At 71.9% G+C, this 26,008-nt stretch carries 25 protein-coding genes and 1 tRNA gene; 16 read left to right on the top strand and 10 right to left on the bottom strand.

Annotated features, from left to right (window positions below):
- Positions 1-23 precede the first annotated feature (23 nt).
- Positions 24-1,253: an FhaA domain-containing protein gene (locus FDO65_RS23165; protein WP_137451320.1), complete on the bottom strand. Its 1,230-nt coding sequence runs from the start codon at positions 1,251-1,253 to the stop codon at positions 24-26.
- Between the two features lie 271 nt (positions 1,254-1,524).
- Here FDO65_RS23165 and FDO65_RS19050 point away from each other — a divergent pair.
- Positions 1,525-1,607, top strand: a tRNA-Leu gene (locus FDO65_RS19050).
- Positions 1,608-1,764: 157 nt separating this feature from the next.
- On the top strand, positions 1,765-1,938 hold the full coding sequence (locus tag FDO65_RS22310) for a hypothetical protein (RefSeq protein WP_166442293.1): 174 nt from the start codon (positions 1,765-1,767) through the stop codon (positions 1,936-1,938).
- Positions 1,939-1,943: 5 nt separating this feature from the next.
- Here FDO65_RS22310 and FDO65_RS19045 read toward each other — a convergent pair whose 3' ends face one another.
- Together FDO65_RS19045 and FDO65_RS19040 are read right to left on the bottom strand one after the other, a co-directional pair.
- Entirely contained in the window at positions 1,944-2,507 is a 564-nt protein-coding gene (locus FDO65_RS19045) for a hypothetical protein (protein ID WP_137451319.1), read from the bottom strand.
- Entirely contained in the window at positions 2,504-3,553 is a 1,050-nt protein-coding gene (locus tag FDO65_RS19040; protein WP_137451318.1) for a helix-turn-helix transcriptional regulator, read from the bottom strand. Before FDO65_RS19040 ends, FDO65_RS19045 begins: the two co-directional genes overlap by 4 nt.
- Before the next feature lie 40 nt (positions 3,554-3,593).
- Between FDO65_RS19040 and FDO65_RS19035 the strand changes: the two genes are divergently transcribed.
- Positions 3,594-4,184, top strand: a complete 591-nt coding sequence (locus FDO65_RS19035; RefSeq protein ID WP_137451317.1) for a GNAT family N-acetyltransferase — start codon at positions 3,594-3,596, stop codon at positions 4,182-4,184.
- A gap of 33 nt (positions 4,185-4,217) precedes the next feature.
- On the top strand, positions 4,218-4,637 hold the full coding sequence (locus FDO65_RS19030; protein WP_137451536.1) for a pentapeptide repeat-containing protein: 420 nt from the start codon (positions 4,218-4,220) through the stop codon (positions 4,635-4,637).
- Positions 4,638-4,707: 70 nt separating this feature from the next.
- Here FDO65_RS19030 and rpsR read toward each other — a convergent pair whose 3' ends face one another.
- Together rpsR and rpmG are read right to left on the bottom strand one after the other, a co-directional pair.
- Entirely contained in the window at positions 4,708-4,965 is a 258-nt protein-coding gene (gene rpsR / locus FDO65_RS19025) for a 30S ribosomal protein S18 (protein ID WP_137451316.1), read from the bottom strand.
- On the bottom strand, positions 4,965-5,129 hold the full coding sequence (gene rpmG / locus FDO65_RS19020) for a 50S ribosomal protein L33 (RefSeq protein WP_137451315.1): 165 nt from the start codon (positions 5,127-5,129) through the stop codon (positions 4,965-4,967). Before rpmG ends, rpsR begins: the two co-directional genes overlap by 1 nt.
- Positions 5,130-5,228: 99 nt before the next feature.
- Between rpmG and FDO65_RS19015 the strand changes: the two genes are divergently transcribed.
- The 7 genes from FDO65_RS19015 (at position 5,229) to FDO65_RS18985 (ending at position 9,600) form a co-directional block, all read left to right on the top strand.
- Positions 5,229-5,513, top strand: coding sequence for a type B 50S ribosomal protein L31 (locus FDO65_RS19015; RefSeq protein ID WP_137451314.1), 285 nt, complete (start codon positions 5,229-5,231; stop codon positions 5,511-5,513).
- Entirely contained in the window at positions 5,513-5,683 is a 171-nt protein-coding gene (gene rpmF, locus FDO65_RS19010; protein ID WP_137451313.1) for a 50S ribosomal protein L32, read from the top strand. The genes FDO65_RS19015 and rpmF overlap by 1 nt, the downstream gene beginning before the upstream one ends.
- A 39-nt stretch (positions 5,684-5,722) precedes the next feature.
- Positions 5,723-5,959, top strand: coding sequence for a 50S ribosomal protein L28 (gene rpmB / locus FDO65_RS19005; RefSeq protein ID WP_137451312.1), 237 nt, complete (start codon positions 5,723-5,725; stop codon positions 5,957-5,959).
- A gap of 65 nt (positions 5,960-6,024) precedes the next feature.
- Positions 6,025-7,014 carry an SDR family NAD(P)-dependent oxidoreductase gene (locus FDO65_RS19000; RefSeq protein WP_137451311.1) on the top strand — a complete coding sequence of 330 codons (990 nt, stop codon included), beginning with the start codon at positions 6,025-6,027 and terminating at the stop codon, positions 7,012-7,014.
- Positions 7,015-7,101: 87 nt separating this feature from the next.
- Positions 7,102-7,968 (top strand): DUF2786 domain-containing protein, encoded by an 867-nt coding sequence (locus FDO65_RS18995; RefSeq protein WP_137451310.1) that lies wholly within the window; start codon positions 7,102-7,104, stop codon positions 7,966-7,968.
- Positions 7,965-8,510 (top strand): TIGR04338 family metallohydrolase, encoded by a 546-nt coding sequence (locus tag FDO65_RS18990; RefSeq protein WP_137451309.1) that lies wholly within the window; start codon positions 7,965-7,967, stop codon positions 8,508-8,510. Before FDO65_RS18995 ends, FDO65_RS18990 begins: the two co-directional genes overlap by 4 nt.
- 58 nt (positions 8,511-8,568) lie before the next feature.
- Positions 8,569-9,600, top strand: a complete 1,032-nt coding sequence (locus tag FDO65_RS18985) for a pirin family protein (protein WP_205850171.1) — start codon at positions 8,569-8,571, stop codon at positions 9,598-9,600.
- An 18-nt stretch (positions 9,601-9,618) separates the two neighbouring features.
- Here the strand turns inward: FDO65_RS18985 and FDO65_RS18980 are convergent, their stop codons facing one another.
- Entirely contained in the window at positions 9,619-12,096 is a 2,478-nt protein-coding gene (locus FDO65_RS18980) for a HelD family protein (RefSeq protein WP_240757718.1), read from the bottom strand.
- Between the two features lie 225 nt (positions 12,097-12,321).
- Here FDO65_RS18980 and FDO65_RS18975 point away from each other — a divergent pair, with 225 nt between their 5' ends.
- Positions 12,322-13,827, top strand: a complete 1,506-nt coding sequence (locus FDO65_RS18975; protein ID WP_137451307.1) for a dihydrolipoyl dehydrogenase family protein — start codon at positions 12,322-12,324, stop codon at positions 13,825-13,827.
- A gap of 6 nt (positions 13,828-13,833) precedes the next feature.
- Here FDO65_RS18975 and FDO65_RS18970 read toward each other — a convergent pair whose 3' ends face one another.
- On the bottom strand, positions 13,834-14,817 hold the full coding sequence (locus tag FDO65_RS18970; RefSeq protein ID WP_137451306.1) for an extracellular catalytic domain type 1 short-chain-length polyhydroxyalkanoate depolymerase: 984 nt from the start codon (positions 14,815-14,817) through the stop codon (positions 13,834-13,836).
- A 189-nt stretch (positions 14,818-15,006) separates the two neighbouring features.
- On the opposite strand from FDO65_RS18970, the gene FDO65_RS18965 reads away from it, so the two are divergent.
- Complete coding sequence (locus tag FDO65_RS18965) at positions 15,007-17,673, top strand: MGH1-like glycoside hydrolase domain-containing protein (protein WP_137451534.1); 2,667 nt, start codon at positions 15,007-15,009, stop codon at positions 17,671-17,673.
- A 154-nt stretch (positions 17,674-17,827) separates the two neighbouring features.
- Positions 17,828-19,855 carry a M13 family metallopeptidase gene (locus FDO65_RS18960; protein WP_137451305.1) on the top strand — a complete coding sequence of 676 codons (2,028 nt, stop codon included), beginning with the start codon at positions 17,828-17,830 and terminating at the stop codon, positions 19,853-19,855.
- A 101-nt stretch (positions 19,856-19,956) separates the two neighbouring features.
- Here FDO65_RS18960 and FDO65_RS18955 read toward each other — a convergent pair whose 3' ends face one another.
- Positions 19,957-21,111 carry an MBL fold metallo-hydrolase gene (locus FDO65_RS18955; protein WP_240757716.1) on the bottom strand — a complete coding sequence of 385 codons (1,155 nt, stop codon included), beginning with the start codon at positions 21,109-21,111 and terminating at the stop codon, positions 19,957-19,959.
- 101 nt (positions 21,112-21,212) lie between these two features.
- Here FDO65_RS18955 and FDO65_RS18950 point away from each other — a divergent pair, with 101 nt between their 5' ends.
- On the top strand, positions 21,213-21,605 hold the full coding sequence (locus tag FDO65_RS18950) for a MerR family transcriptional regulator (protein WP_137451304.1): 393 nt from the start codon (positions 21,213-21,215) through the stop codon (positions 21,603-21,605).
- Between the two features lie 117 nt (positions 21,606-21,722).
- On the opposite strand, the gene FDO65_RS18945 is transcribed toward FDO65_RS18950, so the two are convergent.
- Positions 21,723-22,190, bottom strand: coding sequence for an Hsp20/alpha crystallin family protein (locus FDO65_RS18945; protein WP_137451303.1), 468 nt, complete (start codon positions 22,188-22,190; stop codon positions 21,723-21,725).
- A gap of 305 nt (positions 22,191-22,495) precedes the next feature.
- Here FDO65_RS18945 and FDO65_RS18940 point away from each other — a divergent pair, with 305 nt between their 5' ends.
- Entirely contained in the window at positions 22,496-24,754 is a 2,259-nt protein-coding gene (locus FDO65_RS18940; protein WP_137451302.1) for a DUF5979 domain-containing protein, read from the top strand.
- A gap of 56 nt (positions 24,755-24,810) precedes the next feature.
- Here the strand turns inward: FDO65_RS18940 and FDO65_RS18935 are convergent, their stop codons facing one another.
- On the bottom strand, positions 24,811-25,833 hold the full coding sequence (locus tag FDO65_RS18935) for an ABC transporter substrate-binding protein (RefSeq protein ID WP_137451301.1): 1,023 nt from the start codon (positions 25,831-25,833) through the stop codon (positions 24,811-24,813).
- Positions 25,834-26,008 lie beyond the last annotated feature (175 nt).

Below are 26,008 nucleotides of genomic sequence, written 5' to 3'. Positions count from 1 at the left end.
GCGGTGGACGGTCCGGGCGACGGTCAGCGGCTGGAGTACACGACCGTCGAGTGGCCGATGTTGATGACGTCGCCGTCGGCGAGCTGCCAGGTCTGCACCGAGGAGCCGTTGACCGTGGTGCCGTTGGTCGAGCCCAGGTCGTGCAGGACCGCGGAGTGGCCGTCGAAGTAGATGTCGACGTGCCGACGGGACACCGAGGTGTCGGGCAGGCGGAAAGCGGCGTCCTGACCGCGGCCGAGGACGTTGGAGCCGCGCTGCAGCTGGTAGGTGCGCCCGGACCCGTCGTCGACGGACAGGGTCGCGGTGATCTCCTGGGGCCCGCCGTACTGCTGCGGGTAGGGCTGCTGGCCGTAGCCCTGTTGGCCCTGGTCGGCTCCCGGGTAGCCGCCGTATCCGGGCTGTCCGCCGCCGTACCCACCCTGCTGGCCACCCCAGGACTGCTGGCCGGGGGGCGGGCCCCACTGCTGGGCCGGCTGCTGCCAGGGCTGGCCGGCGGGCGGGTAGCCGCCGCCACCGGACTGGTCCCACGGCTGGCCGTACTGGTTGCCCTGGCCGTACTGGTTGTACTGGGGGTCCTGGCCGTACTGCTGCCCGTACGGCTGGGGCTGCCCGTACTGGTCGGGCTGGTCGTACTGCTGGGGTGCGCCGTACTGCTGTGCGCCCCCGTACTGCTGGGCTCCGTACTGGTCACCGGACGGCTGGTAGCCCTGCGGGGGACCGTACTGGGGGTACCCGGCGGGCTGGTTGCCCTGCTCCGGCCGCTCGTCCTGCCCCCGCTGACCGGAATGGTCCGCCGACTGGCTCATGCTCCCCGCTCCTGCTCTCGCGTTCGGTGACTGCTCGGTGAAGTGCCCACTGCGATGGCCGACGTCCGGGTCGACCGTCGAAGTGATCCGGAACTGCCCCGTGTGCAGGGCGTCGGACGATTCGAGGGTGACTGCGACGTCGCCGAACGTTCGCCAGCCCTGTTCGTGCAGATACTCCCGGATCATGTCGGACAGTGCGGTGGCGACACTCTCGTGATCTTCACCGTCCTGTCCCAGTCCGAGGGCCTGACGGTCGGTCGGCCCGAGGCGGACCCGGTAGGCGTTCGGGGCCACGGTGACCCGTCCCTGCTGCTGCAGGTGGTCACCGGCCTCGCGTTGGAGGGCGTCGGCGACCTCGGTCGGTTGCACGGTGCCGCCGAAGACCCGGGCGAAGGTGTTGCCGACGGCGCCCTGCAACCTGCGTTCGAAGTTCTGCAGAACCCCCACCGTCCACCTCCTGAGCCAGTTGACGCGGTACCGGCCCCGGAGACCCGGCCTGCCGGTGGTGGCCGCACCCCGTTCGTCGCGACCGTGTGTGGGCAGGCTTCACCCGGGATCGGGTGTGGCCTCGATCGTAATGGGGACGTGTGGTGACGGGCGGGGTTGCGCACCGTCATTCCCTGACCGGTTCATCGGGTTCCGACGGGCTCCGATCACGGGCCTGACCTGCGGATTCTTCACCGGGCCGGGCGCCGTGCTAGCCTTTTCCGCGTCGCTAGGGCAAGTGGCGAAATGGCAGACGCGCACGGTTCAGGTCCGTGTGTCCGAAAGGACGTGGGGGTTCAACTCCCCCCTTGCCCACCGAACAGGCCCCGCAGGTGCTCCACCTGCGGGGCCTTTCCGTTCCCCGGGTCCTGGTGTGGCCGGAGCCACGTCGGCAGGTGGGTGAGCGGACCCGCTGTCCGGTTTGCCCGGGGCGGCGCGCGGATACGCCCGGGACATGGCCAAGAACCCGTTCATGAGTGCGTATCTCAGTGCCGCGAACCGTGCGGCCAACACCGTCCGCGTGCGGGCGACCAGCGCGGCGAAGGCGGAGACCACCCGGCAGCGCCGCAAGGCCACGAAGTCGGCCGCCACCGCCTGGGTCGACATGTGGACCGGCGGGGCGACCCGCAAGCGCCGCAAGCGCTGACCCGGTCAGCGGACGACGTACGTCAGGGCCCGACCCAACCCGGTCACGTCGGCGACGTCGTGGAACCCGGGCGGGCCCTGACGGAGGAAGTCCACGCCGGCGTTGGTCGGCAGACGTCGGCCGGCCCAGAGCGGGCGAGGCCCCTCGAAGTACACCGAGACGTGGTCGCCGCGCAGCGACGGCGACCGCATGATCGCGACGGTGGACAGGTCGACGGTGGTGAGCCGGTCGCGGGGGCCGACCATGATGGCCCGCCGATCGGTCAGGCCGTAGCGGGTGTGCTGCTTGGCCCACCGGTTGACGAAGAAGCGGCCGAACAACAGGTAGACGCCGATGACGAAGAACGGCACCAGCATGAGCACGGCCGGCCAGGGGGTGTCCGAGCCCGGCAGCCGGTCGACGACGATGAAGACCACCGCGGCCACCCAGGCGAGGCCGAACAGGCTGAGCGACCAGCCCTGCGGCCACTTCGCCGGGTCCGGCCGGCCCGTCCAGAGCAACGTCTCGCCCGGTTCGACGTGCGGCCGGATCACCTGGTCGTCGGTGTGCAGGTCCGAGGGGTGGGTCACGGAGTGTCTCCCGGGGGCTGTGCGTCGCGCGGTGGATGCGCGCCGTCGGTGACCCGACCCTCCTGCGCCCAAACGCGCTCTCCGGCCGCCTCGGTGTAGCGGCCGGCCAGCAGCCGCGCGGCCTGTCGGAGTTCCTCGGGGCCGACGATGTGGAACGGGACGTCGTACTGCGCGATCCGGGCGGCCAGGCCGGTCCACGACCAGGAGTCGGTGACCAGGCGGCAGCGCTGCGGCCCGAGTTCCTCGACGGTCGCTCCGGGGCCGGCCCACCGGGCGACCAGGGTGGCGGGGGCGTCCAGGATGATCTCGCCACGACACGGCCAGGCGGCGTGGTCGAAGCGTTGGGCCAGGTAGGAGGCCACATCGGGAGCGGGCAGTTCGCGCCGAGAGAAGCGCGGCCCGGTGGGGGTGCGCGGGGTGATGCGGTCGACCCGGAAGGTGCGCCAGTCGGCCCGGTCGAGGTCCCACCCGATGAGATACCAGCGTCCGCGGCGGGTGACGAGGTGGTGGGGTTCGACCCGGCGCGGCGGCGCCGGTTCGGTGGGTTCCGCCGGCTCGTCGTGGTCGACGGGCCGGTGGTCGAAGCGCAGCACCTCCTGGGTGCGCACGGCCGACCCAACCGTCAGCAGCACCTCGGGGTCGACGGTCGCCGCGTCGGTCCCGGGTACGGCGACGATCGGGAGCGTGTCGACGCGCGATCGCAGCCGGGCCGGCATGACCTGGCGGACGGTGGCCAACGCCCGCAGTGCCGCCTCCTGCACGCCGGTGACGGAGGTGGTGGCCGTCTGCAGGGCGAGGGCGACGGCGACGGCCTGCTCGTCGTCGAACAGCAGCGGCGGTAGGTCGGCGCCGGCGTCCAGGCGGTAGCCCCCGTCGGGTCCCTTGATCGCGGCGACGGGGTAGCCGATGGAGCGGAGGCGGTCGACGTCCCGGCGGACGGTGCGCGGGCTGACCTCGAGGCGCTCGGCCAGCAGTCCGCCGGGCCAGTCGCGGCGGGCCTGCAGCAGCGACAGCAGGCGCAGGAGCCGGGCGGACGTCTCAGCCATGGGTCCACTGTGCCGGGGGAAGCGGACAGATACTGACCGCATGCTCTCGACCGACCCCGCACCGTTCCGCGACAAGCCCACCCTGATCGGCGAGCGGGTCGTCCTGCGCCCGTTCACCGCGGCCGACATCGAGGCGATGGGTCCGATCCTGGCCGACCCGGAGGTCGTCCGGCTGACCGGTTCCGCGCACACCAGCGCCGAGGTCGCCGGGGCGTCCGCCGAACTCGACGCCCGCACCCTCGGCTGGTATCGGGGGTTGGCTGCGCGGGCCGACCGTCTCGACCTGGCCGTCGTCGACCGCGCCACCGACCGCTGCGTGGGCGAGGCGGTCCTTAACGACCTCGACCCGGACAACGACGCCGGCAACTTCCGCATCCTCATCGGCCCCGGCGGGCGCGACCGGGGCCTGGGTGGCGAGGCGACCCGGCTGATCGTCGACCACGCCTTCCGCACCACCGGTCTGCACCGCATCGAGCTGGAGGTCTACGCCTTCAACCCCCGCGCACTGCGGGTCTACGAACGCGCCGGGTTCGTCGTGGAGGGCCGCCGCCGGGACGCGCACCGGTTCGACGGCGAGCGCATCGACGCGATCGTCATGTCGGTGCTGCGGACAGAGTGGAAAAGCGATTGAGCTTCCGGCCTCCGGGTTGCAACCGTTCCCCGCATGAGGGCACAGCAGGCGCGCCGCGTACTGGCCGGGCGAAGTGACTGCCGGCGGCTGGAGTTCGACCATCTCGATCTGCACTCCGTGGCGACGACCGGCTATCGATGGTTCGACCACTGTTCGTTCGACGGCGCCGATCTGCGCCTGTCGACCTTCCACGACGCCCATTTCATATTCTGCTCGTTCCGGGGTGCTCGACTTCGCGGTGCCTCGCTTCGTGGAGCGTCCTTCTCCGCCTGTGACCTGCGGCAAGCTGACCTCCGCGATGCCGATCTGGCGGGAGCGCAATTCAGCTATGTCAATTCGGGCCGCGTTGATGTGGGTCGGAGCGACCTGACGGGGGCGGATCTCACCGGAGCCACCCTGAGGAACGTCGTTGTCGAACGCGTCATCGGGTGGCCAGAGCCTCTGTCGCGCTGATCGATTCGCCGCAGATGTACGGCCTTGGGGTCCCAGCCGTGCATCTGCGACGAGTCGACGGCACCGATCTTCAGCCGGCGCGGCTACCGGCCGACGGGTAGGGCAGCAGGGCCATCTCCCGGGCGTTCTTGATGGCCTGGGCGACCTGCCGTTGCTGCTGGCCGGTCAAGCCGGTGACGCGGCGGGAGCGGATCTTGCCGCGTTCGGAGATGAAGCGGCGCAGGGTCGCGGTGTCCTTGTAGTCGACGACCTCGATGCCGGCGGCGATCAGCGGGTTGGACTTCTTCCGGCGGCCACGGTCCGGGCCGGGCCGGGCGGGCCGGGGCATCAGCGTTCCTCGCGGAAGTCGACGTGCTGGCGGGCGATGGGGTCGAACTTGCGCAGCACCAGCCGGTCCGGGTCGTTCCGGCGGTTCTTGCGGGTGACGTAGGTGTAGCCGGTGCCGGCCGTCGAGCGGAGCTTGACGATCGGGCGGATGTCGTTGCGGGCCATGACCTTCCTCGTGGTCGTGAGAATCGTTCTCGTGTAGTGTGACGATAACAGTTATCAACAACGAGCCGACCGGCCCACGAATTCCAGGAGTCCGAACCAGTGCGCCCCGACATCCATCCGACCTACCGACCGGTGGTCTTCCGTGACTCCAGTACCGGCGACCAGTTCCTGACGCGGTCCACCGCGACCAGTGCGGCCACTGTCGAGTGGACCGACGGGCAGACGTATCCGCTGATCGTCGTCGACGTCACCAGCTATTCGCACCCGTTCTGGACGGGGCAGCAGCGGGTCATGGACACCGCCGGCCAGGTCGAGCGCTTCCACCGCCGGTACGGCCGTCGGCAGCGGGCCGGCGCTGCGAACGCGCCGGGGGGCGAGCACTGATGGCCGTTCCGAAGCGGAAGATGTCCCGTTCCAACACCCGGGCCCGTCGGTCCCAGTGGAAGGCCACCCCGCCGGATCTGGTGCCCGTCACCATCGAGGGCCGGACCCGCCTTGTCCCCCGCCGACTGGTCGCGTTCTACCACCGCTACCCGGAGCAGCTGCCGGACTGACCGGCATCCCGCCCCCCTGTACGAGAGGTCACCACCAGCATGTCCGCGCACTGCCAGGTCACCGGAGCCGAGCCGAGCTTCGGGAAGTCCGTGTCCCACAGTCACGTCCGCACGAACCGCCGGTGGGACCCGAACATCCAGCACCGTCGGTTCTTCGTCCCCTCGCTCGGCCGCACGGTCCGGCTCCAGGTCAGCGCCAAGGGTCTGAAGATCATCGACAGGAACGGGATCGAGTCGGTCATCGCCGATCTGATCGCCCGCGGCGAGAAGTTCTGACCGTTCCCGCGCTGGTCTGACCCGTCGGATCCGGACTGTCGGTCCGATCCATACAGTGGTCGTTCATGAGCACTTCGCAGATCGGGCAGGTCGTCGTCGGTGGGGTCGACGGTGCCCTGGACAAGCTCGTCGTCCCCGGGTATTCGCGGATCGGATCGGCGCTGCGACGCCACTGGTGGCCGGCGGATGCCCCGCGCTTCGACCACCCGGTCGACGTGGTGGTGACGGGGGCCAGCTCCGGTCTGGGGGCGGCCGCCGTGCAGGGCCTGGCCGAACTGGGCGCGCGGGTGCACCTGGTCGGCCGGTCCCGTGACCGGCTGGCGGGTGTGGCGGGGGCGATCCGGGCGCGGATGCCGGCCGCCGACCTCGTGGTCCACGAGTGCGACATCTCCGATCTGGCCGCCGTCGGTGGTCTGGTGAGCACCCTGCGGCGCACGGTCGACGCGGTGCACGCGGTGATCCACTGTGCCGGCGTGATGCCGCCCGAACGGATCGAGACCCCGCAGGGTCACGAGAGTGCGTTCGCCACTCACGTTCTCGGGCCGTTCCTACTGACCCAGGGGCTGCGTCCGCTGCTGCGGGCCGACGGCGACGGTCGGGTCGTCTTCGTGACTTCCGGTGGCGCCTACTCCGCCGAACTGAGCGACGACCGGGAGTCGACGGAGGGCGAGTACCGGGGTATCCGCGCCTACGCCCGCACCAAGCGCATGCAGATCACCCTGGCCGAGCAGCTGGCCGGCGCCTACCCGGACCCCCGGGACCCGGCGGTGCACAGCATGCATCCCGGCTGGGCGGGCACTCCCGGGGTGACCGACTCGCTCCCGGGATTCGCGAAGGTGCTGCGGCCCATCCTGCGGAGCCCGGCCGACGGTGCGGACACCATGGTCTGGCTGGCCGCCGCCCCGGAGGCGGCCCGGACCACCGGCCGCCTCTGGCACGACCGCCGGCCCCGCGGCACCCACTACCTGCCCTGGCAGTCCGACGACCCGGGGGCCCGTCAGCGGCTCTGGGACACCTGCGTCGCGGCGGCCGCGCCCTACCTGTCTACAGACTGACGTTCGCCAGTTGGCGATCGGACAGGCGTTCGATAGCCTGGTTCCGTACGACGATGGACGGCGTCAGGGTGACGAGGGGAGCCGGCAATGGCGGACAAGGATCTGGCCCGCATCGCGGCGCTGCTGCGCAAGGCGGAGGGCACGGACAACGAGCACGAGGCGGACGCGTACCTGCAGGCCGCCCAGCGGCTGGCCACCCTGTCATCGGTCGACCTGGCCGTGGCCCGGGCCCACACGAGCCAGCGGGAACAGCGGGTGGTGCCGACCCAGCGGACCATCACCATCGGCGAATCGGGCAAGCGGGGCCTGCGGACGTACGTGCTGCTGTTCGTGGTGATCGGGCAGGCGAACAACCTGACCTGCGACGTCGCCCGGGACTCGACCCGGGTGTACGCCTACGGCTTCGGCAGCGACATCGACCTCACCGAAGCGCTCTACGCCTCGTTGGTGGTGCAGATGGTGCGGGCGTCCGACGCCTACATCAAGTCGGGTGACCACAGCCGCGAGCTGGTGCTGCGGCAGGTCGAGACGGCCGACCGGCGCGGTCGGCGGGCCACCCGGACGGTGGCGCGGCCGGTGCACGCGACCACCGCCCGCATCAGCTTCCAGGAGGCGTTCGCCGCCCGGATCGGGCGGCGATTGATGGAGGCCAAGCAGGAGAGCGAACGGGCCGCGGTCGCCGCCTCGCGGCCGGGCACCGGGGCGGCATCGGCCGGTGCGGCCGAGACCGGGGTGGCCCTGGTCCTGCGGGCCCGGGAGGTCGAACTGGCCGAGCACTACGCCACCCAGTCGCAGGCCCGGGGCCGGTGGGGCGGGGTGTCGTCCTCGGTGCCGCGGGCGGGCCGGGCGCAACGCGCCGGCGACCAGGCCGGGCGCCGGGCGCGGCTGGGCGCCGAACGGGAGATCGGCGGTCAGCGGCCCGCCGTGGCCCGCGGGCGGACGGGCGGGGGATGACCAGACCCGGCCGGTCCTCCGCGAGTGGGCCACCCCGCCCTGTCCGCGTCCGGGACGGTCAACGGTCCCGGGTCTACGAGGCCGAACATCTGGTGCAGCGGATCTTCGACCGTGCTGTCGACCACCCGGTGGTTCAGGTGGCCGGGTCGACGGTGGTGCTCCCCCCGGAGCGGCACTTCGGTGATCTGGACGGGGTGCAGCGGTACGTCGACGCCGTCCTGCGCCAGGCGTGGGTGCGGGCCCGGTGGAGCCGGGCGGCCGTGCCCGTGAGTGTGCGCTCCCGCGCCGGTACGGACGGCGCCCACTACGAGCGGGCGGGTGCGGTGATCGCCGTCCCGGTGCACCGACCGGGTCGGTGGGCGCTGCGGGAACTGGTGGTGCTGCACGAACTGGCTCATCACCTCGCCCCGGACGATCCGGAGGCCGGCCACGGGCCCGCGTTCACCCACCGGTTCGTCGAGCTGGTCGACGGTACCGTCGGCCCGGAGGCGGCCCTGCTGCTGCGGGTCACCTACGCCGACGTCGGCGTCCGGGTCGGCTGAGGCCACCCCGGCCGGCCACTGCCTGAGTTGTCGCAGGTCCGAGCATCAGGAGGTCCCGGTGACCAACACCGACACCCACCCCGACGAGCTGGTCTGCCGCAACGACGCCGGCGGTCCCGGTGACGCCCACGGCGAACCGGTGCAGGTGGTCGAACCGCGGGACGTCCCCCTCGGGGGGCTGCGGGCCATGCCGGTGCGTCGCACCCTGCCGCAGCGGGCCCGGTCGCTCATCGGCGCCTGGTGCTTCTGCGATCACTACGGCCCCCGCGATCTGGCGGCCGGCGGCATGGACGTCGCTCCGCACCCGCACACCGGGCTGCAGACGGTGAGCTGGCTGTTCGCCGGCGAGATCGAGCACCGCGACAGCATCGGCTCGCACGCGATGGTCCGGCCCGGTGAGCTCAACCTGATGACGGCCGGTCACGGTATCGCCCACACGGAGGTGTCCCAGGTCCCCACGGCCAGCGATGCCGCCCAACGGGACGTGTTGCACGGGGTGCAGCTGTGGGTCGCCCTGCCGGACGCCGTCCGGGACGGCCCCGCCGCCTTCGAGAACGTGCGCCCGCCGTCCGGGGTCGACGGTCCGCTGTCGGCCACCGTGTTCATCGGCGACTGGCTGGGTCTCCGGTCGCCGGCGACCGTGCATTCACCGCTGGTCGGGGCCGAGTTGCGGGTCGCCGCCGGGCAGACCGTGGACCTGCCGGTCGACCCGGCGTTCGAGTACGGCGTCCTGGTCGACACCGGGGAGGTCGCCGTCGACGACACCCCGGTGGCGGCCGCGCACCTGGCCTACCAGGCCCCGGGCCGGCGCAATCTGCGGTTGTCCGCCGCGGACGGTCCGACCGACGCCCGGGTGGTGGTGCTCGGCGGCGAACCGCTGGGCGAGCAGATCGTCATGTGGTGGAACTTCGTGGGCCGGGCCCATGAGGAGATCGTCGAGTACCGCCGACAGTGGATGGCCGAGATCGGCCGTCCGGACGGCCCCGCGACCGGAGATGTCCCGGCTCGGTTCGGTCCGGTGGCCGGCTACCCGGGTGACCCGTTGCCGGCGCCGACCCTGCCGCACACCCGGCTCAAGCCGCGCACCTGACCGAAGCTCCACCGGGACTCAGGCCGGGCCGTCCTTGAGCCGGTGCAGCACGTCCGGCAGGTCCTGGCTGTGCAGGACGGCGAGGGTCTGGGTCGAGCGGGTCATCGCCACGTACAGGTCGTTCAGGCCACGGTCGGACTCACCGATCATCACCGTGGGTTCCACCAGCAGCACCCGGTCGAACTCCAGGCCCTTGGCCTGCCGGATCCCCATGACCAGCACCGATGCGCCGAACGCCGAGCCCTGGCCGGCCGCGTCCAGAGCTCCCTGCACCGCGGCGCCGACCTCGTCGAGCAGCGCCTCGGGGGCGATGACGGCCAGCAGGCCTTCGCTCGGCCGCTGCGCCACGGCCTCGTCGGCGACCACGGCCGCCAGCCGACGGACCGGCACCCGCCGGTGCCACGGGGCCACGCCGGCCTCCCGCACCGAACTCGGCGCGGTCGCCCGCGGGTCGATGCGGGCCAGCACCGGTTCGGCCGCCTCCATGATCTCCGCCGGGGTCCGGTAGTTGACCGTCAGCTGCTCGACCGTCAGCGCCCCCCGCGCGTAGTTGCGGAACACCCGCCGCCACGAGGTCGCCCCGGCCGGGTCGGACGTCTGCGCGAGATCACCGACCACCGTCATCGAGCGCACCGGGACCCGGCGCATGATCAGCCGCCACGCCATCGGCGACAGCTCCTGCGCCTCGTCGACGATGACGTGCCCGAACGTCCACTCCCGGTCAGCAGCGGCCCGCTCGGCGGTCGAGGTCAGCAGGGCGACGTCGTCGTGCAGGGCGGCCAGGTCGGCAGCGGTCAGCATCGACACCAGCGGAGCCTCGTCCTCGGACGTCTCGCCGGAATGCAGCAGGTCCAGGACCTCCTCGGCGTAGGCGGTGTCCGCGTCCGGGCCGGTCGGCCGGGACTGTGGGATCTGCCCCAGCAGTTCGGCGGCCTCGTCGAGCAGGGGGACGTCGGAGATCGTCCACTGCTGTTCCGGCCGCCCGGTGCCGGCCGGGTCGGCGGCGTCCACGACGGGCGCCCGGTACAGCAGGTCCCGCTCCTCCGGGCTGAGGGTGTCGGCGGCGAAGGCCAGGCGACCACGGTCGGCGAACAGGTCCGCGAGCAGCCGCTGCGGGGTGAGCAGCGGCCAGATGCCGGCCAGCGCCGCGATGAGTTCCTCGGATTCCCGCAGGTCGGTGCGGATCGCGTCCAGGTCGTCCCGGGTGGCGAGCAGGTCGCCGCCCGGTCCCCGCCCGAGCCGTTCGGCGACCTGGGGGACGAGCTGGTCGAGGACCCGCTTGAGGAACACCGCGCGGGCCCGGTTATGGGGCCGGCGGGACTGCCACGCCCGCTGCTGGGCGTTCCGCAGGATCGTGCGGGTCACCTGCAGGCGACCGCCGGGCGCTCCGGCGAACAGCACCTCGACGGTCCGGGCGGGCATCGCCTGCCGGTGCAGGACGGCGTTGGCGATGACCGCGTTCATGGCGGTGCGGCCCTTGAGGCGGGCCGTGCCCGGCGGGTCGGTGCGGGTCGTCGACACCCCGGGGAACAGCTCGCCGACGGTGGCCAGCACGACCGCGTTCTCGCCGAGGGATGGCAGCACCTGGCCGATGTAGCGGAGGAACATCGGGTTCGGCCCGACGATCAGCACGCCCCGCTGGGCCAGCTGCTCGCGGTAGGTGTACAGCAGGTAGGCGGCCCGGTGCAGGGCGACGGCGGTCTTGCCGGTCCCGGGCCCGCCCTGGACGACGAGGATGCCGGCCCGGTCGGCCCGGATGATCCGGTCCTGCTCGGCCTGGATGGTGGCGACGATGTCGCCCATCCGCCCGGTGCGGGGGGCCTGCAGGGCGGCCAGCAGCGAGGCCTCCCCGGCCAGGCCGCCGGTGGAACCGGAGACGGCGGCGATCTCGGCCGCGTCGAGCCCGGACAGGTCCAGGTAGTCGTCGGTGACGGCGGTGACCTTGCGGCGGGCCGTCTGCAGGTGGCGGCGGCGCCGGATGCCGAGCGGCCGCGCGGCGGTGGCCACGTAGAACGGCCGGGCCGACGGGGCCCGCCAGTCCATGAGCAGCTGCCGGTGGTCCCCGGAGTCGGCGAAGATGCCCATCCGTCCGATGTGGATGGACTGGTGCTCCGGGTCCGCGTCGGCCGCTCCGTCGGCGTCGCCGCCCGCGCCGGGGGCGTAGTCGAGCCGGCCGAAGCACAACTTGTCCTCGGCGGCGTTGAGCATCTGCACCGCCTCGGCGTGCCGGGCGTAGGCGATGTCCCGTTCGACGCGACCGCCGGGGGTGTTGTCGCTGTGCCGGACGTACCGGTCCCGCAGGACGACCCGTTCGGCCCGCAGCGCGTCCAGCCGCCGGTAGAGCTCGGTGAGGAACCCCTGCTCCTCGGTGACCGCGTCACCCGGCCCGTGGTCCCCGGCCGGTGGGGGCTCTGGGTGCCCGTCATCGACGACGGTGCTCGTGGCGGGTGCGGACGGCGCGGTGTCGGCCGTGCGGTGATCGCTGCTGTTGGTCACGCCCGCCCTTCGGTCGGGTGGAGCCCGGGGCATCGGACCGACGCGGCCACCGGTCCCCCGGCCGCACGTCGACCGCTGCCGATGCGCGGACTGGTCGAAACGGACGATCAAGTCTACGCCGGGGGGGCCGCGACGGCCGTGCAGCGTGCATCACCCCTGGTCTGCCGAGGTGGACATCCCGGCGGAGCCCGATTGGCAGGCCGCCCGGCGGGCTACCGTCCGGACATGACGGACAACACGCCACACGCGGAGGACACCTGGGACGTCGTCGTCATCGGCGGGGGGCCGCCCGGGGAGATCGTCGCCCAGTACGCCGTCCAGGGCAGCGACCGCACGGCGGTGATCGTCGAGAAGGAGCTGGTCGGCGGCGAGTGCTCGTACTGGGCGTGCATGCCGAGCAAGGCCCTGCTCCGTCCGGTCGAGGTGCTCGAGACGGCCCGGAACCTGCCGGGGGTGCAGTCGATCGTCGGATCGGCCGGCCTCGACGTCCCGGCGGTGCTGGAGCGGCGGGACGGGTTCACCAGCCATCACGACGACAAGTACCAGGTGCAGTGGGCCAACGGAGCCGGCATCGACGTCGTCCGCGGGCACGGTCGGCTGGCGGGCGAACGCACCGTCGAGGTGACCGCGTCGGACGGCACCGTCCGCACCCTGCACGCCCGGCGGGCCGTCGTGCTGGCCCCCGGGACGACGGCCACCGTGCCCGATCTGCCCGGCCTGCGGGCGGCCCGGCCGTGGACGTCGCGGGACGTCACCAACCTGCACGAGGTGCCGCGCCGGGTGCTGGTGGTCGGTGGCGGCGTCGTGGCCTGCGAGGCGGCGACCTGGCTGCAGGGTCTGGGCGTCCAGGAGCTCACGGTCGTCAGCTCCACCCCGGGGCTGCTGTCCCGCAACGAACCGTTCGCCGGCGAGCTCGTGCTGCAGGCGTTCCGCGACCACGGCACCACCGTGCTGACCGACGCGCGCGTGGAGAAGGTCGACCGCCCGCAGGTCAACGACGCCGGCGAAGGGCACGTGCACGGCGGCCCGGTCACGGTGTCCATCACCGGAGGCCGGCAGGTCGAGGTCGACGAGATCCTCGTGGCCGCCGGTCGCACCCCGGCCACCCGCGACCTCGGCCTGGACTCGGTCGGTCTGGATGTGTCCGGGTCCAAGGGGTACGTGACGACGGACGACCAGCTGACCGTCGAGGGCGTCGGCGGCGACTGGCTGTATGCGGTGGGTGACGTCACCGGCCGCGCGCTGCTCACCCACATGGGCAAGTACCAGGGCCGTATCGCCGGGGCCGTCATCGCTGCCCGGGCGGACGGTCGTCCGCTGGACGACGGTCCGTTCTCCCGGCACCGGGACGTCGCCGACGACGGCCGGGTGCCGCAGGTGACGTTCACCTCGCCCGAGGTCGGGTCGGTCGGCCCGTCGGAGGAGCAGGCCCGCAAGGCCGGGCACGACGTGGAAGTCGTCGAGCACGACATCGCCGCCGTCGCCGGCGCGTCCCTGCTGCGGGACGGCTACGTCGGCCGGGCGAAGCTGGTCATCGACCGGTCGACCGACACCCTGCTGGGAGCCACCTTCGTCGGCACCGACATCGCCGAGCTGGTGCAGTCGGCCACGGTGGCCGTGGTCGGTGGGGTGACGCTGGAGCAGCTCTGGCACGCGGTGCCGTCGTATCCGACGGTCAGCGAGATCTGGCTCAAGCTGCTGGAGGACCTGGCCGAGCAGCGCCGGTCCTGACGGCGATCACCAGGCCCAGGCCGGTTCCTGGTCCAGTTCGGGCAGCGGGAGCCGGTGCCGGCCGAAGAATCCGAGCAGCAGCTCGGTGGCGTCCGGGCCGGTCGGGTCGATGAAGTCGGCCTCCCGGACGCCGCCGGACCAGGCGTGGGCGAGCCCGTCGATGCGCCAGTACTCGAGCATCCGGCGGCCGCGGGCCGAGTACCAGCGGGTGCGCTGGCACCGTCGCCCGTCGACGACCGGTGACGCCGTCATCGCCAGTGGCCGGATGCGGTCCAGGGTGCGACGCCCGTGCTCCCGGGAGGTCAGCCACTGGGCGACGATCCGGTCGGCGTTGGTCGGGCGGACGACGCGGTCACCGGTGCCGTGGACGACGATGAGCGGGGCGATCTGCTCGGTCAGGCCGAGGTCGGTGGGCGGCTCTGACAGGGCGCCCATGGCGGAGACCGCGCCGAGGCCGCGGGCGGCGGACCGGTAGGCCGTGCCGGAGTGCACGCCGGCGGCGGCGAAGACGTCGGGGTAGGTGGCCGCCAGGATCAGCGACATCGCCGCCCCGGCGGAGAGCCCGGCCACGTAGACCTGCCGGTGGTCGATGCGAACCCCGTACGCCTCGGGAGCCCGTTCGCGGACCTCGTCGACCAGTCCGGTCAGCAGGGCCGGTTCGCCCGCTCCGCGCCGCTGGTGGGCCTGCGCGTACCAGTGCCAGCACCGCTGGAACTGATGCCGGGTCTCCTGGCGCGGGGCGAGGATGGCGAAGCCGTCCCGGTCGGCGGCGCGGACGAACCCGGTGTCCTGGGCGAAGCGCACGGAGCTCTGTTGGCAGCCGTGCAGCAGGAGCACGAGGGGGAGGGTGGCCCGGGGCCGCGCGGGGGGCAGGTAAAGGTCGTAGGTGCGGGCGCCGAACGGCCCGCTGTGCCGGGCCTGCTCCCACCGGCCGGCCGCCGGGAGGTCACCGAGGACCCGCAGTCCCCGGCGCCGCATGGTCCCCCGCATCCCGCCCCCTTCTTTCGTGGTCGCCGGGACGGGTGATCGCCGGCGCCGGGATCATCCGCTCGCCATTGACTTGTCACCTGTCGGCAATCGGCCTGTGGGCAAGCTGTCCGGGTGCAACCGCCGCCCGCAGACCAGGCCGCCGTCTCCCCCGACGGACCGCCCCGTCCTGACCCTACAAGTGCCGCTCCGCTGACCGCGGAGCACGCGCGCCTGGCCGAGGCGAAGGGCGCCGACGGGCCCTGGCGGCTGTGGGGTCCGTACCTGGCCGGCCGGCAGTGGGGGACGGTCCGCGAGGACTACTCGGCGAACGGCGATGCGTGGGCGTCGTTCCCGTTCGACCACGCGGTCGCCCGCGCCTACCGCTGGGGGGAGGACGGCCTCGGGGGCGTCAGCGACCGGTACGGGTTCCTGAACTTCGCGGTCGCGCTGTGGAACGGGAAGGACCCGATCCTCAAGGAGCGGCTGTTCGGTCTGACCAACGGCGAGGGCAACCACGGCGAGGACGCCAAGGAGTACTGGTGGGCCCTGGACGGGACGCCGTCACATGCGTGGATGCAGTGGATGTACCGCTACCCGCAGGCCGAGTTCCCGTACGACAAGCTGCGTTCGGAGAACGCGAAGCGGGGCCGTGACGAGCGGGAGTACGAGCTGGGTGACACCGGCGTGCTGGACGAGAATCGGTTCTTCGACGTCACCGTCACCTACGCCAAGGCCGCCCCGGACGACCTGTGCATCGTCATCTCGGTCGCCAACCGGGGTCCGGACGCGGCGGACATCCATGTGCTGCCGCAGCTGTGGTTGCGCAACACCTGGTCGTGGGGTCGGGATCGCCGGCGCAGCACCATCCATCAGATGCTCCCGCCGACCCTGACGGTCGGTGGTGTCGAGGCGATGGAGTGCTCGCACGGCCTGCTCGGCACCTACTACCTGGCCGCCGAAGGTGTCCCGGACGCGTTGATGTGCGACAACGAGACCAACGCGGTGGCCCTGTTCGGGGCGCCGCGGAACCGTTCGGCCTACCCGAAGGACGCGATCAACCGGCGGGTGGTCGACGGTGACGTCAAGGCCTGCAATCCCGCGCAGGCCGGGACCAAAGGCGCTTTCTGGTACCGCCTGTCGGTGCCCGCGGGGGAGACCGTCGAGGTGCGCCTGCGGCTGTCCCCGGAACCGCCGCACACCAGCACTTTCGGACCCGGGTTCGCGCAGGTGCTGGCCGACCGCAAGCAGGAGGCCGACGAGTTCTACGACACCGTCATCCACGCCGGCCTGTCGGCGGCGGACCGGCACGTCGCCCGCCGCGCCTACGCGGGTCTGCTGTGGGGCAAGCAGCTCTACCGCTACAACGTCGAGGAATGGTTGGAGGGCGACCCGACCGAGACCCCGGCGCCGGACACCCGTAAGGGGCCCGGCGGGCGGAACGTGCACTGGCCGCAGCTGGCGTTGGCCGACGTCATCTCGATGCCCGACGAGTGGGAGTACCCCTGGTTCGCGGCCTGGGACCTGGCTTTTCACGCGATCCCGCTGGCCCACGTCGACCCGGAGTTCGCCAAGGAGCAGCTGCTGCTGATGTGCCGGGAGTGGGCGATGCACCCCAACGGTCAGCTGCCGGCCTACGAGTGGGAGTTCGGCGACGTCAACCCGCCGGTGCACGCCTGGGCGGCCTGGCACGTCTACCGGATCGACGGCTACCGCGACCGTGAGTTCCTCATCAAGGTCTTCACCAAGCTGCTGCTGAACTTCTCGTGGTGGATCAACCGCAAGGACGCCGACGGCTCGAACATCTTCGAGGGCGGCTTCCTGGGGATGGACAACATCGGCCTGTTCAACCGATCGGCCAAGCTGCCACCGGGTTTTCGGCTGGAACAGTCGGACGCCACCAGCTGGATGGCGTTCTACTGCCAGCAGATGTTCAAGATCGCCCTGGAACTCTCCCGCGGGAACCGGGTCTGGGACGAGATGGCCACGAAGTTCCTCGAGCACTTCCTGTCCATCGCCAAGGCCATGAACACGTTCGGCTCCCACAACCTCTCGTTGTGGCACGAGGACGACGGTTTCTTCTACGACGTGCTGGTCAACCCGGACGGCACCGCGCAGCACATGCGGGTGCGCTCCATGGTGGGGCTGCTGCCGATCCTCGGGGCCACCGAGGTGCCGACGTGGATCGCCGAGGACTGCCCGGACGTGACGTCCCGGCTGCGGTGGCTGCAGCGTCGGCGGCCCGGTCTGGTCGGCCCGCTGCTCACCCGGTCCCGGCCGGGTGAGCGCAAGATGCTGCTGTCGCTGCTCGATCCGGAACGGCTGCGGCGGATTCTGGAGCGGTTGTTCGACACCGACGAGTTCCTGTCGCCGTTCGGTGTCCGGTCGCTGTCGGCGGCGTGCCGGGAGACGGTGCGGGCGGAGATCGGCGGGCAGCACTCCTCGATCGAGTACGAGCCCGGGGAGTCGCGGACCGGGATGTTCGGCGGCAACTCCAACTGGCGCGGGCCGGTGTGGTTCCCGGTGAACGTGCTGCTGGCCGACAAGCTGCGCACCTACGGCCGGCACTTCGGCGACTCGTTCACCATCGAGATCCCCACCGGGTCGGGCAACGTCAAGACCCTGGTCGACGCGGCGGACATCATCGACGGTGGCCTGACGGCTCTGTTCCGACCGGTCGACGGGCGGCGGCCGTCCGACGGGGAGCGCATCGAGGCGACCGACGACCCGCTGTGGGCCGAGCACCCGACGTTCAGCGAGTACTTCGACGGCGACACCGGCGAGGGTCTGGGGGCGACGCACCAGACCGGGTGGACCGCGCTGGTCGCGCACCTGCTCAATCCGCGGTTGCCCCCCGGCCCGGGGCACGCCGCGGGCTGATCCGTGTCAGCTCCGGTCGCCCCGGGGGGCCGGTGCCCGCGGGCCGGTCGGTACCCGCGGGTAGCGTGCAGGCACTGCACTCGGCCGGAGACCTGGTCGGCACGCTGCCGCACTGGCTTCGGTCGGGCCCACCCGACCGCCAAGGAGCGTGTGCATGACCGCGCCAGCCGAGCCGAACGAGACGCTCGCGACCATCGATCCGCAGGGGCGGGCGGTCGCCGCGCAGACCGCCCTGGATCCGACGGCGTTCGTCCTGGACGCTTCGACCCGGGCCCAGGACGACCTGTTCCGGCACGTGAACGGGGCCTGGCTGGCCACCGCCGAGATCCCGCCCGATCGCCCGTCGGACGGTTCGTTCTACCGGCTGCGGGACGCGGCCGAGGCCGACAGCCGCGCGATCATCGAGGAGGCCGCCGCCGACACGGGCGCCGCCCCGGGTTCCCCCGAGCACCTCATCGGCGCCCTGTACCGCAGCTTCACCGACACCGCCGAGGTGGCTCGGCGGGGCCTGACCCCGATCGTCGAGGTGCTGTCGGTGGTGGACGCCGTGGACACCCCGCGCTCGTTCCTGGGCGCGGTTGGTGAATTGCGCCGCAGCGGCGTCCCCGGTCTGTTCGGCATCGACATCGACAGTGACCCGGCCGATCCCGACCAGTACGCCGTCGGGCTGTGGCAGGGCGGGATCGGCCTGCCGGACCGTTCCTACTACCTGGACGAGACGCACGCGTCGGTGCTGACGGCCTACCGGCGGCTGGTGCCGGAGATGTTCGCCCTGGCCGGCCTGCCCGACGCGCAGGACCGCGCCGCCCGGGTGATCGAGCTGGAGACGCAGATCGCGCAGGGCCAGTGGGACCGGGTCCGCTCCCGCGACGACTCCCAGACCTACAACCCGACCGAGCGGTCCGCGCTCGACGCGATCCTGCCGGCCGATCTGTGGGATGCGTGGCTGGCCGGCCTGCAGGCGCCGTCCGGGCTGCTCGACCACGTCATCGTCCGGCAGCCCGACCATCTGCGGAACGTCGCCGGGCTGCTGACGGCCGAGCGGATCCCCGTCTGGCGGGACTGGCTGCGCTGGAACGTGCTGCGCGCGCTCGCCCCGTACGGGCCGGACGCCCTGGTGGAGCGCAACTTCGACTTCTACGGGCGCACCCTGTCCGGGATCCCGCAGCTCCGGGAGCGCTGGAAGCGGGGCGTGCAGTTCGTGGAGGGGGCGGCCGGCGAGGCCGTCGGCCGGCTCTACGTCCAGCGGCACTACCCGCCGGCGGCGAAGGCCCGGATGGACGAGCTGGTCGAGAACCTCATCGAGGCGTACCGGCGGGACATCGAGGCGCTGTCCTGGATGGGCCCGCAGACCCGGGAGCAGGCCCTGGCCAAGCTCGCCTCGTTCACCCCCAAGATCGGCTACCCGGAGCGCTGGCGGGACTACTCGGCCCTGCGCGTCGAGCCGGACGACCTGATCGGCAACGTCCGGCGGGCCACCGCGTTCGACCTGGACCGGCAGTTCGCCAAGCTCGCCGGCCCGGTGGACCGCACCGAGTGGTTCATGTCCCCGCAGACGGTCAACGCCTACTACAACCCGGGTATGAACGAGATCGTCTTCCCCGCCGCCATTCTCCAGCCGCCGTTCTTCGACATGGAGGGTCAGGACCCGGAGAACTACGGCGCCATCGGAGCCGTCATCGGCCACGAGATCGGGCACGGCTTCGACGACCAGGGTTCCAAGTTCGACGGCCGCGGTGCGCTCAAGGACTGGTGGACCGCCGAGGACCGGGCCGCGTTCGAGCGGCTCACCACCCGGTTGATCGCCCAGTACGACGCGCTCGAACCGCGGCAGACCCCCGGACATCACGTCAACGGTGCGCTGACGGTGGGCGAGAACATCGGTGACCTGGGCGGTCTCGGTGTCGCCTACCAGGCCTGGCTGATCTCCCGGGAGAAGGCTGGTCTCGGCACCCCGGAGCGGGCCGAGTCGCAGCGGTTCTTCCTGGCCTGGGCCCGGGCCTGGGAGTACAAGGCCCGGGACGCCGAGGTGCTGCGCCTGCTGGCCATCGACCCGCACTCGCCGGCCGAGTTCCGGTGCAACCAGGTCGTCCGCAACCTCGACCCGTTCCAGGAGGCGTTCGACGTGCAGCCGGGCGACGGGCTGTGGCTCGACCCGCAGGAGCGCGTCCGCATCTGGTGAGCCGCCACCGCCCCTGACCGCCCCCGCGACTTGGTCAAGCCCGCCGCCATTCCGTCGGGAAGACGGCGTGTTGTGCCCAGTCGCGTCCGGGAGCGCCGCGGTCAGCGGATCGGAGCCGGCGGCAGCGTCCGCCACCAGGGATCGTCGGCCGGGTGGGGCACGTCCCCGCCCGGCTCGATCCGCTGACCGGGACGGGGGACGACGATGTCGAGGTCCGGGCCGGCGGTCAGCAGCCGTTCGACGGGTTCGGCCCAGCCGTGGAACGCGAGGTTGAAGCTGGCCCAGTGGATGGGCACGAACAGGCCGCCGCCGAGGTCGCGGTTGGCCTGGGCCGCCTCCTCCGGGTTGAGGTGGATGTCCGGCCACTGGTCGCCGTAGGCACCGATGGGCAGCACGGTGACGTCGAACGGGCCGTGCCGTTCCCCGATCCCGGTGAACGCCGGCGTGTACCCGGTGTCGCCGCCGAAGAACATGCGGTGCCGGGGGCCGGCGATGGCCCACGAACACCACAGGGTGGTGTTGCGGGTCAGCCCGCGACCCGAGAAGTGCCGGGACTCGGTGCACGTCAGGGTGAGGTCGCCAACGTGGTGCGACTCCTCCCAGTCCAGTTCGACGATCCGGTCCTCGGGCACGCCCCAGTGCCGCAGGTGGGCGCCGATGCCCACCGGCACGAGGAACGGCGCGGTCTGCCAGCGCAGGAGTGCCCGCACTGTGGGCAGGTCGAGGTGGTCGTAGTGGTCGTGCGAGATGACGATCGCGGTCAGCCGGGGGAGGTCCTCGACGACGACGGGCATCGGGTGCAGTCGGAGCGGGCCCACGGTCGGCGACGGGGAGACCCGGTTGCCCCACACGGGGTCGGCGAGCACGAACGCCCCGTCGATCTCCAGCAGCGTGGTGGCGTGCCCGAGCCAGGTGATGGCGCAGTCCGCGGCCTGCGCCGGGGGCCGGGTGGTCACCAGGGGCACGCGGCCGTCGGGGCGGCCCCGCCCGCGGGCCTTGATGGCCTCGGGCACCAGAGCCAGGCCGCCCTTGGCGTCGACGACGCTGCTCGGCAGGGTGTTGTGGAAGACGCCGTCGGCGAAGTGCGGGGAGCGGCGGCCCGCGGCGGCGAGCGCGTCGGCGTCCGCCCCCATCGCCTCGGGCAGGCCGCGGGTGGCCCGGCCGAGCGAGGTCAGAGCGGCCAGCGCCGCGGTGGCGGCGGAGACCTTCGTGACGGTGGAGACCACGGTGGACAGGGCGCGGGGCGTCGAGGGCACATCCCCATTGTGCGGCGGGAGACCACCGGCCGGTCGGTCCCTGTCGTTCGGCGTCGGGTCGATCTATAGTCGCTAGAGCAGATCGACGGATCGGAGACCAGGTGCCCACCACCGACAGTGGAACGCCCGCGGCGGCGGTCGCGGTCTACGCGATCTCGGTGGCGGCCGAGCTGTCCGGCCTGAGCATCCAGGCGCTGCGGTTGTACGAACGGCGGGGGCTGCTGACGCCGGAGCGCACCGGCGGTCGGACGCGCCGCTACAGCGACGCCGACGTCGCCCGGCTCCGGCGGATCGGTGAGCTGCTGCTGGCGGGGCTGAACCTGGCCGGGATCGAGCGGGTGCTGGCCCTGGAGTCCGACAACGACGACCTGCGGGCCGAGAACGCGACGCTGGCCGCGCGGCTCCGGCGGCTGCGGGCCGACACGGTCCGCCTCGCGTCGGACAACGTCGCGTTGCGTGCGTCGGTGGCCCGGGAGGCCGGTGCGGCGTCCTGATCGCCGTGCGGGGGCCCAGGACGACGAAAGCCGGGCCCGCGGTGGGCCCGGCTTCGTGTCGGGGTCGGGGCCGGTGTCGCCGACCTCGCTGAACAGGCCGGACGACACCGGTGTGAGTCACGCGTCGACCGTCTCCCGGGCGCCGTTGGAACGCTGGCCGATGGCCTTCCCGGAAGACCCCTCGTTGCGGTCGATGACGATCTTGCGCGGCTTGGCCTTCTCGGCGACCGGGATGGTCAACCGCAGCACACCGTCGGTGTAGGTCGCGTGGATCGCCGACAGGTCGAGGTTGTCGCCGAGGACGAGCTGCCGGCTGAAGACCCCGCGGGGCCGTTCGGCGGTCAGGTACTGGACCTTCTCGTCCAGGCCCTCCCGGCGCGCGGTCACCGTCAGCACGTTGCGTTCGACATCGAGATCGACGGCGTCCGGGTCGACCCCGGGCAGGTCGAATTCGAGGAAGACCTCGTCGCCCACCCGCCACGCGTCCATCGGCATGGCCGAGGGGCGGGCCTGGGTACCCCAGAGCTGCTGGGTCAGACGGTCGAGGTCACGGAAGGGGTCGGTCCGCATCAGGGTCATGGTCATGCACCTCCAGATGAGTTCCTCCGCCACCTGATCTATGGCGGGCGCTATAGATTCGTTGTACCTCGGAGCGGCGGAGGGTGCAAGGGCGAGTTCCGCAATGGTTGCCGCCGGGCTCGACCAGGGCCCGCCCAGCAGCACACGGGGCGAGGAGGGCGGGTCGGACGGGTGTCACCGCGTCGATACCTCGTACCCGTTCGTGAGCACTCTCTGTGCATGAACGAGCACGAGCGGTACAGTCCGGGCCGAATCGGTCACGCTGGGGGGCGCATATGTACCGGGTTCGCAGCACTGCGGGTCGCATCGCCGTGGCCGTACTGGTCGGCATCCTGGTCGTCCTGACCGCCCCTCCGCTGGCCTCCGCCGCACCGGTGGACCCCGGCCCCGGGACGCCGGCCGGGCCGCGGTCCGACACCGAGCTGGTGGTCAGCGAGATCGGCCGTCTGACCAGCTTCAGCGGGCGATTGGCTCCCGCCGGAGCGATTGACAAGCGGGGTCCGTACCCGCCCTGGGCGAACCAGGCATGGCCCGCCAAGCGGGCGGACGGCGGCCCCCTCTACGCGGAGTCGAACCCGCGGACGGGCCAGACGTTGTTCGTCTACTGCATCGACCTGTTGACCGCGACGAGCATCGGCTATGGCTACCAGCAGGGCGAGTGGTCGCAGGCCACCGTGCCCAATCTCGACCTGGTCGCGCGCGTCCTGCAGGACTACTACCCCACCGTCCCGTCCCAGCCGAGCGGCCTACCCGACTACCAGAAGGCCGCCGCCGTGCAGGCCGCGATCTGGTACTTCACCGACGGGTTCGTCCTCGAGGCCGGGGCCGCCCTGCGCTCCCAGGTGTCGACGATCGTCAACGCCGTGATCGACGCCGGACCGCTGCCGGAACCGTCCGCCGGCCTGACGGTGACCCCGCCGGGTTCGAGCTTCCCGGCGGGCACCCTGGCCGGCCCGTTCACCGTCGACGCCGATCCCGGGGCACAGATCACGGTCAGTTCGTCGAACGCCACCATGTACAGCGACTCCGGCGGCTCCCAGGTCGTCGCCAATGGCACCGTCGTCGGCGCGGGAACTCAGCTGTGGCTGCTCCCCGACGACGCGAATCCCGGGTCCGCGACCCTCGACGCGCAGGCCGCCGTCCAGGTCCCCAGCGGGAACGTCTACCTGTACGACGGCAATCAGCCCGGCATCGAGAATGCGCAAAAGCTGATCCTGGCCAGTACCGGAACCGTCGAGAGCCGGGCCAGCGCATCGGCGACCTTCCAGGCGGTCGGGGCGCTCCAGGTGACCAAGTCCATCACCGGCTCCGCGGCCGGCTCGCAGGGCGACATCACCATCACGGTCTCGTGCACGGGGCGGGCCCCGGCGGACTGGATCATCGACGCCGGGGTGACGGGAACGCAGACCCGGCTCTTCACCTCGATCCCCGACGGCTCGGTGTGCACGGTGACCGAACCGGTGAACGGTGGAACTGGCGCGATCGGCGTCACGACCGCCCTGCCCGGCCCGGTCACCATCACGGCCGACCAGACCGCCACCGCAACCGTGTCGAACGACTACGAGGCGGAGGTCGTCCCGACGACGGTCACCACCACCGTCACCGTGCCGACGACCATCACGGTCCCGACCACGACGACCGAGGTCGTCACGGTGCCCACCACGATCACCGTCCCGACCACCATCACGGCGACCACCTCGGTGCCGACCACGGTCACGGTGCCGACCACGCAGACCGTACCCACCACGGTGACCGTGCCCACCACGGTGCCGACGACCATCACGGCCGTGACGACGGTCCCGACGACGCAGACCGAGACGACCACCGTGCCGACGACCATCACGGCCGTGACGACGGTCCCGACGACGCAGACCGAGACGACCACCGTGCCGACGACGGTGACTCAGACCGACACGAGCACGGTGCCGACGACGGTCACGGTGCCGACGACGGTGACTCAGACCGACACGAGCACGGTGCCGACGACGGTCACGGTGCCGACGACGGTGACTCAGACCGACACGAGCACGGTGCCGACCACCGTCACCGTGCCGACCACGGTCACCCGGACGACGACCGTGCCGACCACGGTCACTCGCACGGACACCGTGAGTGCCACGACCACCGCCACGACGACGGTCACCGTCACCACCGGTTCGACGACATCGCCCACGTCATCGGTCCTGCCGACCGGCAGCACGCTGACGACGTCGAGCTTCACGATCCCGGTGACCATCAGCTCGGCGGTGATCTACGTGAACTGTGCGGCGGTGTACGCCGCGATCGGCCGGCCGCTGCGGATCGGTGAAGCCGGCTACGCACGGGATCTCGACGCCGACGGTGATGGCATCGCGTGCGAGGTCGACCCGACGTACAGCAACATCCCGTGGAACGGCGTCACCACCACCCGCACCGCGTACGTCTACCCGACCTCGACCACCAGCGCCGCCGCCGTGGTCCTGGCCCGGACCGGTGCGCCGGTGGCGTCCTGGCTCATCTGGGGGGCGGGGCTGCTGCTGGTCGGCGGGTTCCTCGTGGTGGTCGTGAGCCGACCCAACCGACGGGCCTGAGCCGAACGTGCCGGCCGGCGCCGGCGATCACGCGCCAGCACCGGCCGGGCGGGTGGTCAGCTCTTCTGCGGGTCGACGGCGAAGGCGGTGGCCAGGTCGTCGAGGATGAGGTGGGCGCCCTGGACGCCGACGGACGGGTACCAGCGGTCGTCGGAGATGGCGTGCTTGGTGCCGGTGAGCGCGGGCCAGAGCGCGGAGCCGGTGAAGGTGGCCATCGAGGAGTCGCCCGGGTACTCGTCGAGAGACGGGTCGGTGTAGAAGATCTGGTCCGCGTCGGCCTTGGTCAGCTCCTCGGCCGAGATCTCGACCATGAAGTCGTCGATGTCCTGGATGGCCGGCCGGGCCAGCCCGGCGTCCTTCAACACGATGCCCGGGAACGAGGCATTGCCGTACAGCCGCGCCGGCTTCGACGGGGCGACGAACCGCACCAGCGAGACGGTGGGATTGCCGGCCTTGGCGTTGATCTCGGAACCGACTGCTGCGGAGCGCTTCTCGTAGGCGGCGAGCTGGGCCTCGGCCTCGGACTGCTTGCCCAGGGCCTGGGCGACGAGCCGGATGTTCTCCTTCCACGTCGGTCCGGTGGTCTCGGTGAAGACGGTCGGGGCGATCTGGGCGAGCTGCTCGTACAGCTCGTCGTGGCGGACGGAGCTGGAGACGATGAGATCCGGCTTGAGGGCGGCGATCTGCTCCAGGCTCGGCGAGGCGAGCAGTCCCACCGACACGCCGTCGGCGGTCTCCGGGGCCTGCAGATACGCAGGGAGCTTCGGCTGGTCGAGCGTGTATCCGACGACGTCCACGCCGAGACCGGCGACCGCGGCGACCAGGCTGTTGTCGAGGGCGACGACCCGCTGGGGGGCTGCCGGGATCTCAGTCGTCCCGCGGTGGTGGGTCACGGTGATCGGGAAGCTGACCGCCGCGGCCGAGGTCGCGTCGACCGATGCCGACGGGCTCGGTGCCGCTGACGAGGCAGTGGGGGCGGTCGACCCGCAGGCGGCCACGGTCATCCCGACGGCCAGGGCGAGGATCGACGCGACGACGCGGTTCGCAGAGTGACGGGTCCGATGAGGCAGCAAATGCATAGGTAAGGCTTACCTCATCGACAGGGTCATCTCAACCCTGTCCGGACGTGACCCCGTCGACACCGCATCGCTTCGGACGAGTGACGGGGAGTGGGTACTGGCCAGCCGGCAGACTCCGGGATCACCGTCGGCGGAACGTCTCTCGCTCGATCGCCGGAGCTCGCCGAAACGGTCC

This window comes from Nakamurella flava, from assembly GCF_005298075.1.
GTDB lineage: Bacteria > Actinomycetota > Actinomycetes > Mycobacteriales > Nakamurellaceae > Nakamurella > Nakamurella flava.
The sequence above is the reverse complement of the archived record's forward strand: the minus strand, read 5'-3'. Positions and strand labels throughout refer to the sequence as shown.